The organism is Pauljensenia hongkongensis (genome assembly GCF_001746855.1).
Classification (GTDB): domain Bacteria; phylum Actinomycetota; class Actinomycetes; order Actinomycetales; family Actinomycetaceae; genus Pauljensenia; species Pauljensenia hongkongensis.
The window spans coordinates 298,522-314,564 of record NZ_CP017298.1; the positions used below are offsets into that span (position 1 = coordinate 298,522).

The 16,043-nt window shown below is 71.3% G+C and carries 10 protein-coding genes and 5 tRNA genes; 7 read left to right on the forward strand and 8 right to left on the reverse strand.

The genetic code is table 11. The annotated features are described in order from the left end of the window. Positions 1-81 precede the first annotated feature (81 nt). From BH719_RS01320 to BH719_RS01340, 5 genes are all read right to left on the reverse strand, one after another. Positions 82-156: transfer RNA gene (locus BH719_RS01320), tRNA-Val, on the reverse strand. A 1-nt stretch (position 157) separates the two neighbouring features. Further along, positions 158-228 (reverse strand) — tRNA-Cys (locus tag BH719_RS01325). A 35-nt stretch (positions 229-263) separates the two neighbouring features. Then, positions 264-336 (reverse strand) — tRNA-Gly (locus BH719_RS01330). A gap of 62 nt (positions 337-398) precedes the next feature. After that, a tRNA-Val gene (locus BH719_RS01335) sits at positions 399-470 on the reverse strand. A 1-nt stretch (position 471) separates the two neighbouring features. Beyond that, positions 472-544, reverse strand: a tRNA-Gly gene (locus tag BH719_RS01340). A gap of 166 nt (positions 545-710) precedes the next feature. Here BH719_RS01340 and glgX point away from each other — a divergent pair. From glgX to BH719_RS01355, 3 genes are read left to right on the forward strand one after another with little or no spacing between them, the layout of a single operon-like run. After that, the gene (gene glgX, locus BH719_RS01345; RefSeq protein ID WP_009400070.1) at positions 711-2,822 is read left to right on the forward strand and encodes a glycogen debranching protein GlgX; all 2,112 of its coding nucleotides are present in this window, start codon (positions 711-713) and stop codon (positions 2,820-2,822) included. Positions 2,823-2,869: 47 nt separating this feature from the next. Continuing rightward, positions 2,870-3,442 carry a DUF3000 family protein gene (locus tag BH719_RS01350; protein WP_009400071.1) on the forward strand — a complete coding sequence of 191 codons (573 nt, stop codon included), beginning with the start codon at positions 2,870-2,872 and terminating at the stop codon, positions 3,440-3,442. A gap of 1 nt (position 3,443) precedes the next feature. Continuing rightward, the gene (locus BH719_RS01355) at positions 3,444-4,682 is read left to right on the forward strand and encodes an HRDC domain-containing protein (protein ID WP_009400074.1); all 1,239 of its coding nucleotides are present in this window, start codon (positions 3,444-3,446) and stop codon (positions 4,680-4,682) included. Between the two features lie 445 nt (positions 4,683-5,127). Here BH719_RS01355 and dxs read toward each other — a convergent pair whose 3' ends face one another. Further along, positions 5,128-7,026 carry a 1-deoxy-D-xylulose-5-phosphate synthase gene (gene dxs / locus BH719_RS01360; protein ID WP_009400076.1) on the reverse strand — a complete coding sequence of 633 codons (1,899 nt, stop codon included), beginning with the start codon at positions 7,024-7,026 and terminating at the stop codon, positions 5,128-5,130. A gap of 96 nt (positions 7,027-7,122) precedes the next feature. Here dxs and BH719_RS01365 point away from each other — a divergent pair, with 96 nt between their 5' ends. Next, positions 7,123-9,123 carry a S9 family peptidase gene (locus BH719_RS01365; RefSeq protein ID WP_034255130.1) on the forward strand — a complete coding sequence of 667 codons (2,001 nt, stop codon included), beginning with the start codon at positions 7,123-7,125 and terminating at the stop codon, positions 9,121-9,123. Next, the gene (locus BH719_RS01370) at positions 9,120-10,970 is read left to right on the forward strand and encodes a chloride channel protein (RefSeq protein ID WP_009400079.1); all 1,851 of its coding nucleotides are present in this window, start codon (positions 9,120-9,122) and stop codon (positions 10,968-10,970) included. The genes BH719_RS01365 and BH719_RS01370 overlap by 4 nt, the downstream gene beginning before the upstream one ends. Here BH719_RS01370 and BH719_RS01375 read toward each other — a convergent pair. Both BH719_RS01375 and BH719_RS01380 read right to left on the reverse strand, forming a co-directional pair. Beyond that, positions 10,957-12,294: a class I SAM-dependent RNA methyltransferase gene (locus BH719_RS01375; protein WP_009400081.1), complete on the reverse strand. Its 1,338-nt coding sequence runs from the start codon at positions 12,292-12,294 to the stop codon at positions 10,957-10,959. The two genes, BH719_RS01370 and BH719_RS01375, sit on opposite strands and share 14 nt — an antisense overlap. Positions 12,295-12,436: 142 nt before the next feature. Beyond that, a complete protein-coding gene (locus tag BH719_RS01380) occupies positions 12,437-14,431 on the reverse strand; it encodes an APC family permease (protein WP_245683320.1) in 1,995 nt (664 codons plus the stop codon). Positions 14,432-14,600: 169 nt separating this feature from the next. Between BH719_RS01380 and BH719_RS01385 the strand changes: the two genes are divergently transcribed. Together BH719_RS01385 and BH719_RS01390 are read left to right on the forward strand one after the other, a co-directional pair. Further along, on the forward strand, positions 14,601-15,251 hold the full coding sequence (locus tag BH719_RS01385; protein ID WP_021613448.1) for a potassium channel family protein: 651 nt from the start codon (positions 14,601-14,603) through the stop codon (positions 15,249-15,251). Positions 15,252-15,255: 4 nt separating this feature from the next. Continuing rightward, a complete protein-coding gene (locus tag BH719_RS01390) occupies positions 15,256-15,945 on the forward strand; it encodes a potassium channel family protein (RefSeq protein WP_009400088.1) in 690 nt (229 codons plus the stop codon). The last annotated feature ends 98 nt before the right edge of the window (positions 15,946-16,043 follow it).

Genomic DNA, 16,043 nt, shown 5'->3' on the forward strand with positions numbered 1-16,043 from the left:
CGCTGCCCCAGGCCGACCCTGGGCCGCGGGCGGAAACGACGAAGCGCCGACCCCTTTGAGGGCCGACGCCGAAGACCTGCGTGGTGGGCGATACTGGGATCGAACCAGTGACCTCTTCCGTGTGAAGGAAGCGCGCTACCCCTGCGCCAATCGCCCGAGGTGGGTACGGGACTCGAACCCGTGTGTACGGCTTTGCAGGCCGCTGCCTCGCCTCTCGGCCAACCCACCGCGCTACGCACGAGAACGATGGATTCCCGTTTGCGAGCGGATGACGGGACTCGAACCCGCGACCCTCACCTTGGCAAGGTGATGCTCTACCAACTGAGCCACATCCGCGTAAGAACCGCATGTGCGGCCGGGGTTCCCCCCGCCATTCCCAGTGGAGACCAGGATGACCGTGGGCGATACTGGGATCGAACCAGTGACCTCTTCCGTGTCAGGGAAGCGCGCTCCCGCTGCGCCAATCGCCCGAGCGGATGACGGGACTCGAACCCGCGACCCTCACCTTGGCAAGGTGATGCTCTACCAACTGAGCCACATCCGCGCGCCGTTCGGACGCCAGGCGCCCTCACGAACGGGTAAAACCCTAACAGCATCCACCGCGGAAACGGAAATCGAAGTGGCGTTATCCAAGTCACAACGGTGTTGATTTGGCGATTATTCTTCCATTCTCCCCTGGTCACCGTCCGTTTCGTGGCAATCTTGACCACATGAACACTCGCCCCGGCCACCCATACCCTCTCGGCGCTACTTTCGACGGAACGGGAACGAACTTCGCGATCTTCTCCTCCGTCGCCACGTCGGTCACGCTGTGCCTGCTCGACGACGACCTCAACGAGACCCCCATCCCCATGACGGAGGTCGACGCCTGGGTGTGGCACGTGTACGTGCCGCGCGTCGGGGCCGGCCAGCGCTACGGATACCGCATCGAGGGCCCGTGGGACCCGGACCTGGGCCACCGGTGCGACGTGTCGAAGCTGCTGCTCGACCCCTACGCGAAGGCCATCGACGGCCAGCTCAAGGACTCCCCGTCGCTGCTGTCCTACGACCCCGAGAACCCGGCGCTCCTGCAGCCGCAGGACTCCGCCCGCGCGACGATGCACTCGGTCGTCGTCAACCCCTTTTTCGACTGGGGCGGCGACCACCGGCCCGGGCACGACTACTCGGAGACCATCATCTACGAGGCGCACGTCAAGGGCATGACGATGACCCACCCCGAGGTGCCCGCCGAGATCCGCGGCACCTACGCGGGCATGGCCCACCCGGCCATCATCGCGCACTTGAAGAAGCTGGGCGTGACCGCCGTGGAGCTCATGCCCATCCACCAGTACACCAACGACACGACGCTGCAGGCCAAAGGGCTGTCGAACTACTGGGGCTACAACACCATCGGATACTTCGCCCCCCACAACGCCTACTGCTCCTCCCGCGAGCCCGGCGCCCAGGTCGCGGAGTTCAAGGCGATGGTCAAGGCCCTGCACGCCGCCGACATCGAGGTCATCCTCGACGTGGTGTACAACCACACGGCCGAGGGCAACCACATGGGCCCCACCCTGTCGCTGCGCGGCATCGACAACGCCGCCTACTACCGCCTCGTCGACGGGGACCGCCGCCACTACTTCGACACGACGGGCACGGGCAACTCGCTGCTCATGAGCTCGCCCCAGGTGCTGCAGCTGATCATGGACTCCCTGCGCTACTGGGTGAGCGAGATGCACGTGGACGGGTTCCGCTTCGACCTCGCCTCCACGCTCGCCCGCCAGTTCGCCGAGGTGGACCGCCTCTCCGCCTTCTTCGACCTCATCCACCAGGACCCCGTCGTCTCCCAGGTCAAGCTCATCGCCGAGCCGTGGGACGTGGGCGCCGACGGCTACCAGGTCGGCGGGTTCCCCCCGCTGTGGTCGGAGTGGAACGGGCGCTACCGCGACACCGTCCGCGACTTCTGGCGGGGCGAGTTCTCCTCACTGCCGGACTTCGCCTCCCGCCTGGCGGGCTCCTCGGACCTGTACGAGTCCACGGGCCGCAAGCCCAGGGCGTCCATCAACTTCGTCATCGCCCACGACGGCTTCACACTTGCGGACCTGGTGTCCTACAACACGAAGCACAACGAGGCGAACCTGGAGGGAGGCGCCGACGGGGCCAACGACAACCGCTCGTGGAACTGCGGGGCCGAGGGGCCCACCGACGACGAGGAGATCCTGAGCCTGCGCCGCCGCCAGCAGCGCAACTTCCTCACGACGCTGATCTTCTCCCAGGGCGTGCCGATGATCGCCCACGGCGACGAACTCGGCCGCACGCAGCAGGGCAACAACAACACGTACTGCCAGGACAACGAGCTGTCGTGGATCGACTGGGACCTGGACGACGAGCAGCAGGCCCTCCTGGAGTTCACCAGCAAGCTCATCCATCTGCGCCGCGACCACCCCGTCATGCGCCGCAGGCGCTTCCTCAACGGCCCGGCCGTGCGCGGCGGCGAGTCCGACCTGGGCGAGATCGAGTGGTTCACGCCCTCGGGAAAGCATATGAAGGAGGAGGAGTGGTCCCAGCCGTGGGCCCGCGCGACGATGGTGTTCTACAACGGCGACGCCATCGGCGAGCCTGACGCCAACGGGCGCCGCATCAAGGACGACGACTTCCTGCTGCTGCTCAACGCCGCCCCCGAGTCCATCGACTTCACGCTCCCCGACACCAAGTACGGACAACTGTGGCACACCGCGATCGACACCGGGGGCGACGACGATTCGAGCGAGTTCCACTCGGGCGACACCGTCACCGTGGGCCCGCGCACGGCCTTCATCTTGCGCAATCCGCGTGGCCTGTAGAACACGGCCGCGGGTCCCGGCGTGCCTGCGGGGGTTTGCCTATCGGCATGCGTAGTGTTTCTGACGTGAATGAGATCGTGGCGCCTGACGAGTTCGTCCAGGCACTGCTGTCCCTGCGCGAGGCCCCGGGCCTTCCGCGCATCCTCCTCGAGGAAGTGGCCCCGCCCAGCCGCCTGGCGCCGTTCACGGCGGCCGTGGCGATGCGGACCATTGACGAGGACGACGTCGGACAGCCCCTGGGCAATGGACGCCTCGTCGTCCTGCACGACCCCGACGGCCAGGTCGGCTGGAACAGCACCTTCCGCCTGGTCGCCCAACTGCGGGCCCAGATCGACCCCGAGATGGGGGCCGACCCGTTGCTCGCCGAGGCCCTCTGGGGGTGGACGCAGGACTGCTTGGACGACGCCGGGACCGGCTACCACGACCTGACGGGCACGGTCACGCGCGAACTGTCGGAGGCATTCGGCGGCCTCGTGCTGCGCGGGTCGAACCTTTTCGTCGAGATCCGTGCGTCCTGGTCCCCGAACACGCAGTTCATCGGCGAGCACATGGTGGGATGGGCCGCCCTGATCCGGCGCACCGCGGGCGTGGTCCCCAGTCTGTTCCTCGAGGGGATCTGACGTGCTGGTGGATAATCGCGGCGGCCTGCCCCAGGGCGACACGGAGGACCCCGTCCTGATCGCGCAGCCGCGCGGAGGCGTCCCCGCCGTGGTGGACACGCCCGCGGACCTCGAGCGCGCCGCCTCGCGCCTGCGCTCGGGCTCCGCGCCCGTCGCCCTCGACGTCGAGCGCGCCCTCGGCTTCCGCTACGGCTCCGACCCCTACCTGGTGCAGATCAGGCGCGAGGACGTGGGCTCCTTCCTCATCGACTCCCACGCCCTGCCCGACCTGTCCCCGTTGAACGACGGAGTGGGGTCCACGTGGCTGCTGCACGACTGCTCCCAGGACCTGCCCAACCTACGGGCCGTGGGGCTGCGGTGCCCGGAGCTGTTCGACACGGAGATCGCGGCCCGCCTGGTGGGCATGCGCCGCTTCGGGCTCGCGTCGGTGGCCGAGTCCGTGCTGGGACTGGCGCTGGTCAAGGACCACCAGGCCGCCGACTGGTCGGTGCGCCCCCTGCCCAAGGACTGGCTCCGCTACGCCGCGCTGGACGTCGAGCTGCTCACAGAGCTCCACAGGCGCCTGTCGACCCGTTTGCACGACCTCGGCCGCTGGGAGTGGGCCACCCAGGAGTTCGCCCACGCCCTGTCCGTCCCGGACCCACGGCCCGACCCGGAGCGGTGGCGCTCGGTGAAGGGCGCCGGAGCGCTCAAGACCCCCCGCCAGCTCGCCTACCTGCGCGAGCTGTGGTCGGCGCGCGAGGGCATCGCCCGGGATCTGGACCTCTCCCCCGGGCGCCTCGTGCGCAACTCCGCGCTGATCCGCGCGGCCTCCCGGCCCCCGGCCAACCGACGGGCGCTGCTGTCGATCGGCGAGTTCCGCTCGCCGGTGGCCCGCCAGTACACCGACCAGTGGATGCGGGCGCTGACGCGGGCACGGACCATGGACGAGGCGCGCCTGCCCAGGCGGCACCGCCGTCCAGCGCCCGGCGAGCTCCCCGACGCGCGCACGCTCAAACGAGTGGACGAGGAGGCGGCCGCCCGGCTCGGACAGATCCGCCTGGCCGTGGCGGGTGTCGCCTCCGCACTGGACCTCGACCCCGAGGTGGTGCTCGCACCGCGCGTGCAGCGGTACATCGCGTGGGCGCCGCTGGGCCGGGCGGGCGCGGACGGGGTCGGGGAACGGATGTCGGATTACGGGGCCCGGCCCTGGCAGATCGAGCTGACCGCCGCGCCCGTGCGCGCGGCCCTCGGCCTCTAGGGCGCGCCTTTGCAAGCCGACCGGGTGGGCGCCGCCCGCCCCGACGGCCGTTGACGGCACGGAAGCCGCTAACCGACGCGCGTTGTCGACAATCCGCATGGGATATCGACACCGACGCGCGTTATATCCCCGTCGCGGTGCCGACAACCCCTTCACGTTGCGAACACCCCCCTCGCGGTGTCGACAACGCGCGTCCGTATCGACAGTGCGCTCGAGCTCGCGCCCGGGCCGACGACGCGGGTCCGTGTTCGCGCCTGGGGCGCGCAGGCACTCGCACCAGTGCAGGGCCCCGGGCCGATTCCTCCCGGGGCACGCACACAAGGACCCTGGTTTGCGGAACACGGGGCGCACACAAGGGCGGGATCAAGCCCTTGTGCGCGGCGCCCTGTTTCCTAATTCCCTCCCTTGTGTGCGGCCCCGAAAGGGGTGGGCGGACGACGGAGCCCTAGACCCCGGCCTTCTGGGGCGCCAAACGGCCGAGCGCCACGCGCGCGGCCCGTTCGATTCCGGCGGCGTCGTAGCCGAACCGGGCGATCATATCGTCGCGGTCGCCGTGGGCCGGGAATTCCTTGGGCACGCCCAGGCAGACCACCGGCGTCGGCGCCAGCGCATCGCGCAGCGCCCATCCGAACCCGCCGTTGAGCCCCCCGTCCTCAACGCTCACGACGGCGTCCGCGCCCTGGGCGAGTCCGGCCAGCTCGCCGGGAACCGGGATGATCCACCGGGGGTCGACCACGCGCGCGCCCACCCCATCGGCCGCCAGGGCGCGCGCCGCCCGCAGGGCGTCGGGCACGGTGGCGCCGGTGGCGACGATGAGCACAGTGCTGGCCCCCGCCTCGTCGAAGAGGACGTCCACTGGGCCGCTCCGGCGCAGGGCGGGCATGGGGGCGGGCAGCTGCCCCTTCCGGTAGCGCACCACCGTGGGGGCGTCGTCGGTGCCCACGGCCTCGCGCAGCTCCTCGCGCAGAGTGTCCTCGTCACGGGGGGCGGCCATGCGCAGCCCGGGGACCATCTGGCACATCGCGATGTCCCACACGCCGTTGTGGGAGGGGCCGTCGGCGCCGGTGACGCCCGCCCGGTCGAGCACGAAGGTGACGGGGGCGCGGTGCAGGGCGACGTCCATGAGGACCTGGTCGAAGGCGCGGTTGAGGAAGGTGGCGTACAGGGCGACGACGGGGTGGGCGCCCTGGTACGCCATCCCCGCCGCGCAGGCGGCCGCCTCCTGCTCCGCGATCCCGACGTCGATGACGCGCCCGGGGAACGCCTCGTGCAGCGGGCCGAGGCCCACTGGCCGCATCATGGCCGCCGTCACGCCGACGACGTCGTCGCGCTCCCGGGCGATGCGGACGATCTCGTCGGCGAACACACTGGTCCACCCGAATCGCGCGGGCGCCACCGGCAGCCCCGTCTCGGGGTGGATCGGGCCGACCGCGTGGAAACGGTCGGCGATGTCCTCCTCGGCCGGGACGTAGCCCCTGCCCTTCTGGGTGATGACGTGGACCAGGACCGGCGCGTCCAACGAGGCGCCCCGGGCGAGGGCCTCCTCAACGGCCGAAACGGAGTGCCCGTCGACGGGGCCCAGGTACTTGAGCCCCAGGTCCTCGAACATCGCCTGCGGGATGAGGGCGTCCTTGATGCCGGACTTGAGGCCGTGGAGGGCGTCGTAGGCGACGCGCCCCGGCCCGCCGCCGCGCAGGAGCTGCTGCTTGCCCCATGCGAGCGCCCTCTCGTACCCCTGCGAGGTGCGCAGGGCGTCGAGGTGGCGGGCGAGGCCCCCGATGGTGGGCGCGTAGGAGCGGCCGTTGTCGTTGACGACCACCATGACCCGGCGGTCGGGGGAGGCGGAGATGGAGTTGAGGGCCTCCCACGCCATGCCGCCGGTGAGCGCGCCGTCGCCGATCACCGCCACGGTCCACGAGCGGTCGCCGCGCCGGTGCTTCTCCCAGGAGATCCCGTCCGCCCACGCCAGGGACGACGAGGCGTGGGACGACTCGACGACGTCGTGGGGCGACTCGGCGCGGCTGGGGTAGCCCGACAGCCCGCCCTCGGCCCGCAGGCCCGTGAAGTCGTGGCGCCCGGTGAGCAGCTTGTGGACGTAGCACTGGTGGCCCGTGTCGAACACGATCGTGTCCACCGGGGAGCGGAACACCCGGTGGATCCCTATCGTGAGCTCGACGACGCCGAGGTTGGGACCGAGGTGCCCGCCGGTCCTCGACACGTTCTCGATGAGGAACTCGCGGATCTGCGCCGCCAATTCGATGAGTTCTCTCTCGGAGAGTCCGCGCAGATCCTGGGGCCCGTTGATGGATGCCAGCAGCGCGGGACGAGGGGCAGTTCGTGGCATAACCCAAGTCTAACGGACAGCCGCGCACAAGTGACTGTGGGGGGCACTAGGATGGTGTGCGTTGGTATGTCCGCCCTCATTCCTCAGGAGGCAACGATGTCACCCACGCAGACGCCATACGGGTTGTGGAAGTCGCCGATCACCGGGGACTCTTTCACGGCCAGGTCCGTGACCCTTTCCCAGGTCCGCGTCGACGGGCCCGACACCTACTGGGTCGAGGGGCACCCCAAGGAGAACGGGCGGTCGACGCTGCTGCGCCATCGGGCGTCCGGGGAGACCACCGAGGTGCTGCCACTGATCGACGGCGCCCGCCTGCCCGATATCCGCACCCGCGTCCACGAGTACGGGGGGAAGGCGTACGCGGTGCACGACGGCGTCATCGTGTTCTCCGACGGGGCCGACGGGCGCGTCTACCGGTTCGACGTGAACAACCCGCGCTCGGGGATCCAGCCGCTGACGACCCTGTCGAAGGTGCGTTACGGGGACTTCTGGATCGCGGACGTGCGCGGCCTCGTCTACGCCGTCGCCGAGGACCACCGTGGCGAGGGCGAGCCCGTGAACTCGCTGGTCGCGATCCCCCTGGACGGCTCGGCGGCCCGCAACGACGCCAATATCATCCCCGTGTTCTCGGGCACGGATTTCGTCGAGGCCCCGGCCGTGTCGCCCGACGGGACGAAGCTGGCGTGGATCACATGGGACCACCCCGAGATGCCGTGGACCCGTTCGCGCCTGCACGTGGCCAGCATCGGGTTCGAGGGGACCCTGGGCGCCTCGCGCGTCCTGGTGGACTCCCCCGGCGTGTGCGTCTACGAACCCCGCTGGACCCGTGACGGCGACCTCATCCACGTGGACGACTCGTCCGGGTGGGCGAACCTCTACCGCACCCAGGGGTTCGCGTGGGTCGAGGGCGAGGACCCGGACGCGTGGACGGGGCGCTTGCGCACCCGGGCCCTGCACCCGGGGCGCAGGGCGTTCTCCCACCCGCACTGGAGCCTGGGCCTGCACTCCTTCGACAACTTCGACAACGACTTCCTGGTGTGCTCGTGGGCCGAGGACCTGACGTGGCACATCGGCACGGTCCGCATCGACAACGGCCTCGCGGAGGAGTGGGCGACGGGGTGGTGGCCCATCGGCAACGTCGCCTCCGCCGACGGGCGCGTGGTCTTCCTGGCGGACTCGGCCACCCACACGCCCGCCATCGTGGAGGTCAAGGACGGCAGGACCCAGGTGATACGCCCCTCCTCCGAGGCCCAGGTGCCCGCCGAGCTCGTCTCCGCCGCGCAGGTGATCTCGTGGGGAACCGCTGACGGCGAGCGCGCCCACGGCTTCTACTACCCGCCGGTCAACCCGGACTACACGGCTCCCGAGGGCGAGCTGCCCCCGCTGATCGTCAATGTCCACGGGGGCCCGACCTCATCAGCGCGCCCCGGGCTGTCGATCCCCTTCCAGTACTGGACGAGCCGCGGCTTCGCCGTCCTCGACGTCAACTACCGGGGATCCACCGGCTTCGGCCGCGCCTACCGGGAGCGCCTCAGCGGGAACTGGGGCGTCATGGACGTGCAGGACTGCGTGGACGGCGCCCGCTACCTCATCGGGCTCGGCCTGGTGGATCCGGGGCGCGTGGCGATCCGCGGCGCCAGCGCGGGGGGCTTCACGGCTTTGTCGGCGCTGGCCGCGTCGGACGTGTTCACGGCGGGCGCCTCGTTCTCCGGTATCACGGATCTGAGGAAACTGAACGAGGTGGCACACAAGTTCGAGTCCAGCTACCCCACGCACTTGCTCGGCTCCTCGGACCCGGCCGACCCGGTGTGGGCCGAGCGCTCCCCCATCAACCACATCGACCGGATCACGGCTCCCCTGCTGATCCTGCAGGGCGCCGACGACCACGTGGTCCCGCCGTCGCAGGCGCACGCCATGTACGAGGCGCTGCGCGAGCGGGGCAACGCGGTGGCCATGAGGATCTACGAGGGCGAGGGCCACGGTTTCCGCTCCGCTGCGCACATCAAGGACGCGTGGCAGACGGAGCTGGCGTTCTACCGCACTGTGTGGGGGATCGCGCAGTCCTCCCCGATCCACGTGGAGATCGCGAACCTGTGAGCGGACGCCGACACGCCGCCGGGCCCGCGCCGGGCGGGGGCTCCCCCTCCCGTCCGCTGCGGGCGCTGGGGGAGCACCGCTCCCTGCTCGGTCTCGTCGCCGCGGCCGTGGGCGCGGTGGTGGGCGGGGCAGCGGTGCTGTTCAACGCGTTGATCTCCTTGACGGGCCGCCTGGCCACGGGGTACCCGGAGTACACGGAGCACATCGGGGCGGCGCACGGCGCCTGGGGGTGGGCCCCGTGGGTGTTCCTCCTGGTGTCCCCCGCGGTGGCGGGGCTGGTCTACGGCCCCCTGATCGCGCGTTTCGCACCATCGGCGAAGGGGCACGGGATCCCTGAGGTGATGCTCGCGGTGCGGCGCAAGGGCGGGGCGATCCCCGGACGGGTCGCCGTCGTGAAGCTGGTGGCCTCGGCGCTCACCATCGGGTCGGGCGGCTCGGCGGGGCGCGAGGGGCCGATCGTCCAGGTCGGCGCGGCACTGGGCTCGTCGATCGCCTCGGCGCTGAGGATGCCGACGGCCCGCGTGGTGCTGCTGGCGGCGTGCGGTTCGGGGGCGGGGATCGCCGCAACCTTCCACGCGCCCCTGGCCGGAGCGGTGTTCGCGCTCGAGGTCATCCTCACACAGTTCACGGCGGAGGCCTTCGGTTTCGTGGTGATCGCGGCCGTCGCCTCGTCGGTGGTGGCCCGCGCGTTCCAGGGGGACGAGGTGGTGGTCTCGGTCGGGCAGGCGTTGTCCTTCACGTCGCTGGCGGACATCGGGTGGGTGGCGCTGGTGGGCCTTGTCGCGGGGCTGGCCGGCCTCGGCTTCTCGAAACTGCTGTACTGGCTGGAGGACGTCATCGACGCGTTCTGGGCGCTCACGCGGCTGCCGCAGTGGTCGCGCCCGGGCGTGCTCGGCCTGGTGCTGGGCGGGGGGCTGGTGGCGTTCCCGTACATGTTCGGTTCGGGCTACCCGCTGGAGGAGCGGGCGATCGGCGGCGAGTACACGGTCGCGTTCCTGCTCGCCCTGATGGTGGGGCGCGCCGTTTTCACGTCGTTCACGATCGGCATGGGCGGCTCGGGCGGGGTCTTCGCGCCCACGCTGTTCATCGGGGCGATGGCGGGCGCGGCCTTCGGGCAGGTGGTCGCCCCGCTGGCTTCCTCGGGCGCGGGGGTGTTCGCGGTCATCGGCATGGGCGCGGCTTTCGCGGGTGCGGCCCGGGCCCCTATGACGGCGGTGCTCATCATCGTGGAGATGACGGCGCAGTTCTCGCTGATCCTGCCGATGATGCTGGCGGTGGTGATCGCAACGGGCGCCTCCCGTTTCCTGACCCGGTCGACGATCTACACGGAGAAGCTGCGCCGCAGGGGCGATGTGCTGGACGACCCGGTCGAGGGCACTTTGCTCGGCACGAAGCCGGTGGTGGCGTGGATGGCCCCCGTCCCGGAGCTGCTGCACGCATCGGCGGGCATCGACGAGGCGGTGGCCGCGCTGCGGCGCACCCGCGAGTCCGTGCTGCCCGTGGTCCGCGGCGGCGCGTTCGTGGGCCTCGTGACGTCGCTGGGGCTCGCGGAGCGCCACCAATCGGACGGCCGCTCCCCGGTCGCCCTGGGGGACCTGGAACTGGTGGACGTGTCGGTGGACTCCCTGGCGTCTCCGTCCCGGGTGCTCGAAGCCCTGCGCGCCTCGGGCTTGCAGGCCCTGCCCGTTCTCAACCGCGACCGCAGGGTCATCGGATGGGTCTCGGAGCGCGACCTGGTGGACCGGATGTACCGGGACCAGAGGCGCGCCATCGAGGCGCGGGAGCAGTCGTCGTGGGGTTCGCGCTTCCAGGAGCGCCACCCGCACCGACGCCCTAAGCGCGGGTGAGGGCCGCCACAATTTCGACGTGGTGGGTGTGGGGGAACAAGTCCCACGCCCGCAGCGACTCCAACCGGTAGCCCGCTCCGGCGAGCGCGCGCAGGTCGCGGGCGCCTGCGGCGGGGTCGCAGGACACGAGGACGAGGCGGGGGGCTCCCAGCGCCGCCATGGCCTCGCACACCTGCCGCCCCGCCCCTGCGCGCGGCGGGTCGGCGACGACCACGTCGGGCGCGCGGCCCAGTCCCCCCGCCAGTTCCGCGACCCCGTGGGCGTCGATCCCCCCGATGAAGGTCTGCGCCCACGGGAAGGGCGCCAGGTTCTCGGCGGCGTCGGCCACCGCTCCCTCGTCGCCCTCCAGGCTCGCCAGGCGCCCGCCCTCCCCGACCGCCCGGGCCAGGGGCGCGGTGAACAGGCCCGCCCCCGAGTAGAGCTCGAGGACCGCGCCGCCGGTTTCCGCCCGCGCGGCGTCCAGGACCTCTTCGGTGAGCACTTGGGCGCCGCGCACGTGGGTCTGCCAGAACCCGGTGGGGCGCACCCCGTAGACGTGCTCCTCGCCGCCGATCTCCACGGGCCACGCCAGGGCTGCGGAGCCGGTCCTGCGGGCGTCGGCGCCGTAGACCCCGGAGGCGCACACCACGTAGGCGGAGCCGGGGGTGGGCGATAGGGCGCGGACGCGTTCCCCCGGGGCCCACACCCGCTTCCACGGCGAATCGCCGTCGAAGAGCCCCAGGCCGGCGATGGCGGGCGCGGCCAGGGGCATGGAGTCGAGGGGGATGAGGCGTTTGCCGCGGTAGACGTGCATGCCGGGGGCCCCGTCGGTCCCGATGACGAATTCGATGCGGTTGCGCCTGTGGGCCAGCCGGTCGCCCGGCTCCCCGTCTCCGGGGGCGGGGGCGACGCGGACGCCCCCGATGGCGTCGACCGCCTCGGCCAGCGCCTCGCCGCCGACACGGCGGATCTGCCCGGCGATGACGTGCTCCTTCCACCGGCGTTGGGCGGGGGGCGCCACGTGGGAGAGCTCGCCGCCGCCCACGCCCGACGGGCCGGCCTGGGGCCACACGGGGCTGACGCGGTCGGCGCTGGCGTCGAGGATCTCGATGGCGTCGGCCCAGGCCAGGGTGTTGCGGACGCTGGTCACGCGGGCGCGGACGCGCTCCCCGGGCAGGGTGTGGCGCACGAACACGACGCGCCCCGAGGCGTCGCGGGCCACGCAGGCCCCGCCGTGGGCGGGCTCCCCGATCCGCAGTTCCAGGACCTCCCCCACGCCCTCGCGGGCGGCCCTCGCCCTCGCTCGGCGCTGGGGGAAGGGTCGGCGTCGGGCTCGCGTGGGCATGATCGGTCCTTCTGGCTGCGGGGATGGGCGCGTCCCATGCTACCGCCCGCGCACTCCCGGCGCGCCCCGCGCCGGGCTTCGGTCGCGCCGCGCTTCCGCCGTCAGCCGCGGGCGCCAGTGCTGGCGCGCCCCGCCCCTGGTGTCAGTCCCGCTGGAAGGGGTCGTTGATGGCGCGGCGCCCCTCGACCGCCTCGTCCTCCCCCAGTTTCCACGGGACCATGGTGATGACGACGCCGGGCACGTTCAGCAGGGAGCGGCGCAGGCGCAGGGCGCTCTGGTTGTGGACGAAGTTCTCCCAGAAGTGGCTCACCAGGAACTGCGGCATGTAGACGACGAGCATCTCAGAGGGGTTGGCCTGGCGCCTGGAGCGCACGTACTGGAGGATCACCGAGTGGATGTCGCGGTAGGGCGCGGACAGCAGGGTCAGGGGGACGGGCAGCTCGGACTCGTGCCATTGGCGCCGGATCGTCTCCCCCTGCTCCTCGCCCTCGACGACGGAGACGAGCTCCAGCGAGGTGGGGTTCGAGGCGCGGGCGACGGCCACGGCGCGCATCGCCGGCCTGGACAGGGAGGAGATGAGGACGATGGCCCGAACCCGGGTGGGCAGGGTCCGCTTGGCGCCCCAGTCATCGACGCGCAGCTGTCGCCGCACCGTCGTGTAGTGGTGGTTGATGGTGAGCTGGAAGGCCAGGACGGCGGCGATCATGAGCAGGGTGATCCACGCGCCGTGCGCGAACTTGGTGACCAGCACGATCGCCAGCACCAGGCCGGTCATCATGAAGCCGACGACGTTGACGGCCCGCGAGCGCAGGACCTTCCCGCGCTCCGACCCGCTCTGGCGCTTGCGCAGCTGGGCGTTCCAGTGGCGGATCATCCCCAGCTGGGACAGGGTGAAGGAGATGAAGACGCCGACCACGTAGAGCTGGATGAGGCGCGTGGTCTGCGCTTCGAAACCGATGATCAGCACGCAGGCGGCGACCGACAGCAGGGCGATCCCGTTCGAGTAGGACAGGCGGTCGCCCCTGCGCACCATCTGGTGGGGCAGGAAGGAGTCGCGTGAGAGCACGGAGGCCAGGGTCGGGAAGCCGTTGAAGGCTGTGTTGGCCGCCAGGACCAGGATGAATCCGGTGACCACTGTGACCAGCAGGAACAGGGCGGAGCCGGGGCCGAAGACGGCGGAGGCGATCTGGGAGATGGCGGGGGCGACGGGCGTGCCCTCGGGCACGGGGGCTCCGCCCTGGGCGAGTTGGAGGGCGGGGTCGTCGACGATCTTCACTCCGGTGGCGCGCGCGAGCAGCAGGATGGAGAGCATCATGGCGGCGGCGATGGAGCCCAGCATGGCCAGCGTGGTGGCCGCGTTCTTCGACTTGGGGCGCCGGAAGACGGGGACGCCGTTGGAGATCGCCTCGACGCCCGTCAGCGCGGCGCACCCCGACGAGAAGGCGCGCATGAGCAGGAACACCCCGCCCAGGCCCACGATGCCGTCCGCGTGCCCGGGGGCGGTGACGAGCTCGTAGCCGGCCGTGGGGGCCTGCCCGAGGTGGCCGGTGGCCCACTGGGCGAATCCTGCGGCCACCATGAGGCCGATGGCGGCCATGTACAGGTAGGTGGGCACCGCGAAGGCGCCGCCCGCTTCCTTCGTGCCGCGCAGGTTGAGTGTGGCCAGGACCACCACGAGGACGACGGCCACTGTGACCTGGTGCCCGTCGAGGGCGGGGATCGCCGTGGTGATGTAGGCGGCTCCGGAGGAGATGGAGACCGCGACTGTGAGGATGTAGTCGACCAGCAGCGCGGAGGCGACCACGAGGCCCCATGTGCGCCCCAGGTTGGTGGTGACGACCTCGTAGTCGCCGCCGCCGGAGGGGTAGGCGTGGACGGTCTGCCGGTACGACAGGACGACCACGGCGAGCACCAGGGCGACCAGGACCCCGACCCAGATGGACTGGAGGGCCGCCAGGGAACCGGACAGGGCGAGGGTAAGCAGGATCTCGTCGGGCGCGTAGGCGACCGAACTGAGCGCGTCGGAGGCGAAGACCGGCAGGGCGATGCGCTTGGGCAGCAGCTGGTGGCCCATCGCGTCGGTTCGCATCGGGCGTCCGATGAGGACGCGTTTGGCGCGGCTCAACAGGTTGTGCAACACGCTGGCAAGCGTACTCCCTCGCAGCCGCGCCGACGAGGCGGCCCCTCCCCGCGCTCGGACGGCGCCCGACGGGAGGCGGGCGCACGGGCGCCGGTCACGTGCCCTCCCCGCGCGCTTGGACGGCGCGCGATGCGGGAGTAGGTTTGGGGATGTGCATTTTGTGATTATGGGGTGCGGGCGCGTGGGAGCGCGCCTGGCGACCACCCTGGACTCGATGGGGCACTCCGTGTCCGTCATCGACGTGGACTCCAAGGCGTTCAACCGCCTGCCCTCCGATTTCTCCGGCCGCCGCGTGACGGGCGTGGGCATGGACCGCGCCGCGATGCGCCAGGCGGGCATCAGGGACGCCTACGCCTTCGCCGCCGTCTCCAGCGGCGACAACTCGAACATCATCGCCGCCCGCATCGCCCGCGAGGTCTTCGACGTCGAGCACGTCGTGGCGCGCATCTACGACCCCACGCGGGCCTACCTCTACGAGCGGCTCGGCATCCCCACGGTCGCGTCGGTGCAGCGCACCGCCGAGTCGGTCCTGCGCAGGGTGCTGCCCCCCGACGCCTCCCTCACGTGGGTGCACCCCACGGGGTCGGTGGCGCTCGTCAACGCAACGCCCACGCCCGCGTGGTACGGCGTGGCGTTCCCCACAGTCGAGGAGCTCACGGGCTGCCGCATCGCCTTCACGTCGCGGTTGGGGGCGGTGCAGCCGGCCAGCGGCGACCTCGTCGTCCAGGAGCACGACCAGTTGTACTTCGCGATCTCGGGCACGGACACGACGCGCCTGCGCGACCTCATGTCGAACCCGCCCCGTTTGGAGGACTGAGCCCATGAAGATCGTCATCGCGGGCGCGGGATCGGTTGGCCGGTCAGTCGCCCTGGAACTGCTGGAGCACGGCCATGAGATCACTCTCATCGACCACCACCCCGAGAAACTGCGGATCGCGTCGGTGGCCGACGCGGACTGGGTGCTGGCCGACGCGTGCTCGCCCGACGCGCTCCGTGACGCGGGGATCCTGGACGCGGACGTCATGGTGGCGGCCACCGGGGACGACAAGGCCAACCTGGTGATCTCCCTGCTGGCGAAAACGGAGTTCGCGGTCCCCCGGGTGGTGGCCCGCCTCAACAACCCGAAGAACGAGTGGCTCTTCGACCAGTCGTGGGGCGTGGACGTGTCGGTGTCCACTCCGCGGATCATGACGTCGCTGGTGGAGGAGGCCGTGTCCGTGGGCATCCCCGTGCGGCTCTTCTCCTTCAACACCGCCGAGGTGTCGATGCACGCCATCATCCTCCCCCAGGACTCCCCCGTGGTGGCGCGCCGGGTGACCTCGGTCCTCCTTCCCGCGAACACGGTGCTCGCCGCCCTACTGCGCGACGGGCGCCCACTGACGCCGTCCTCCGACGACGTGTTCGAGGCGGGCGACGAGCTGCTCGTCCTGATCCCCGACGCCGACTCGGACGCCACTGCGGAGCTACGGCGCATGGTGAACCCCGAGCCCGCGCAGCCGCCCCAGGACTGAGCGGCCCCCAGGGCGGCGGAGGACCGGCCGACTGGCCGCCCATCGCGCGCCGTGGGAGCGGGCGCCGTTGCCGTCTGCGGGCGGTGGACGGGGTCGTG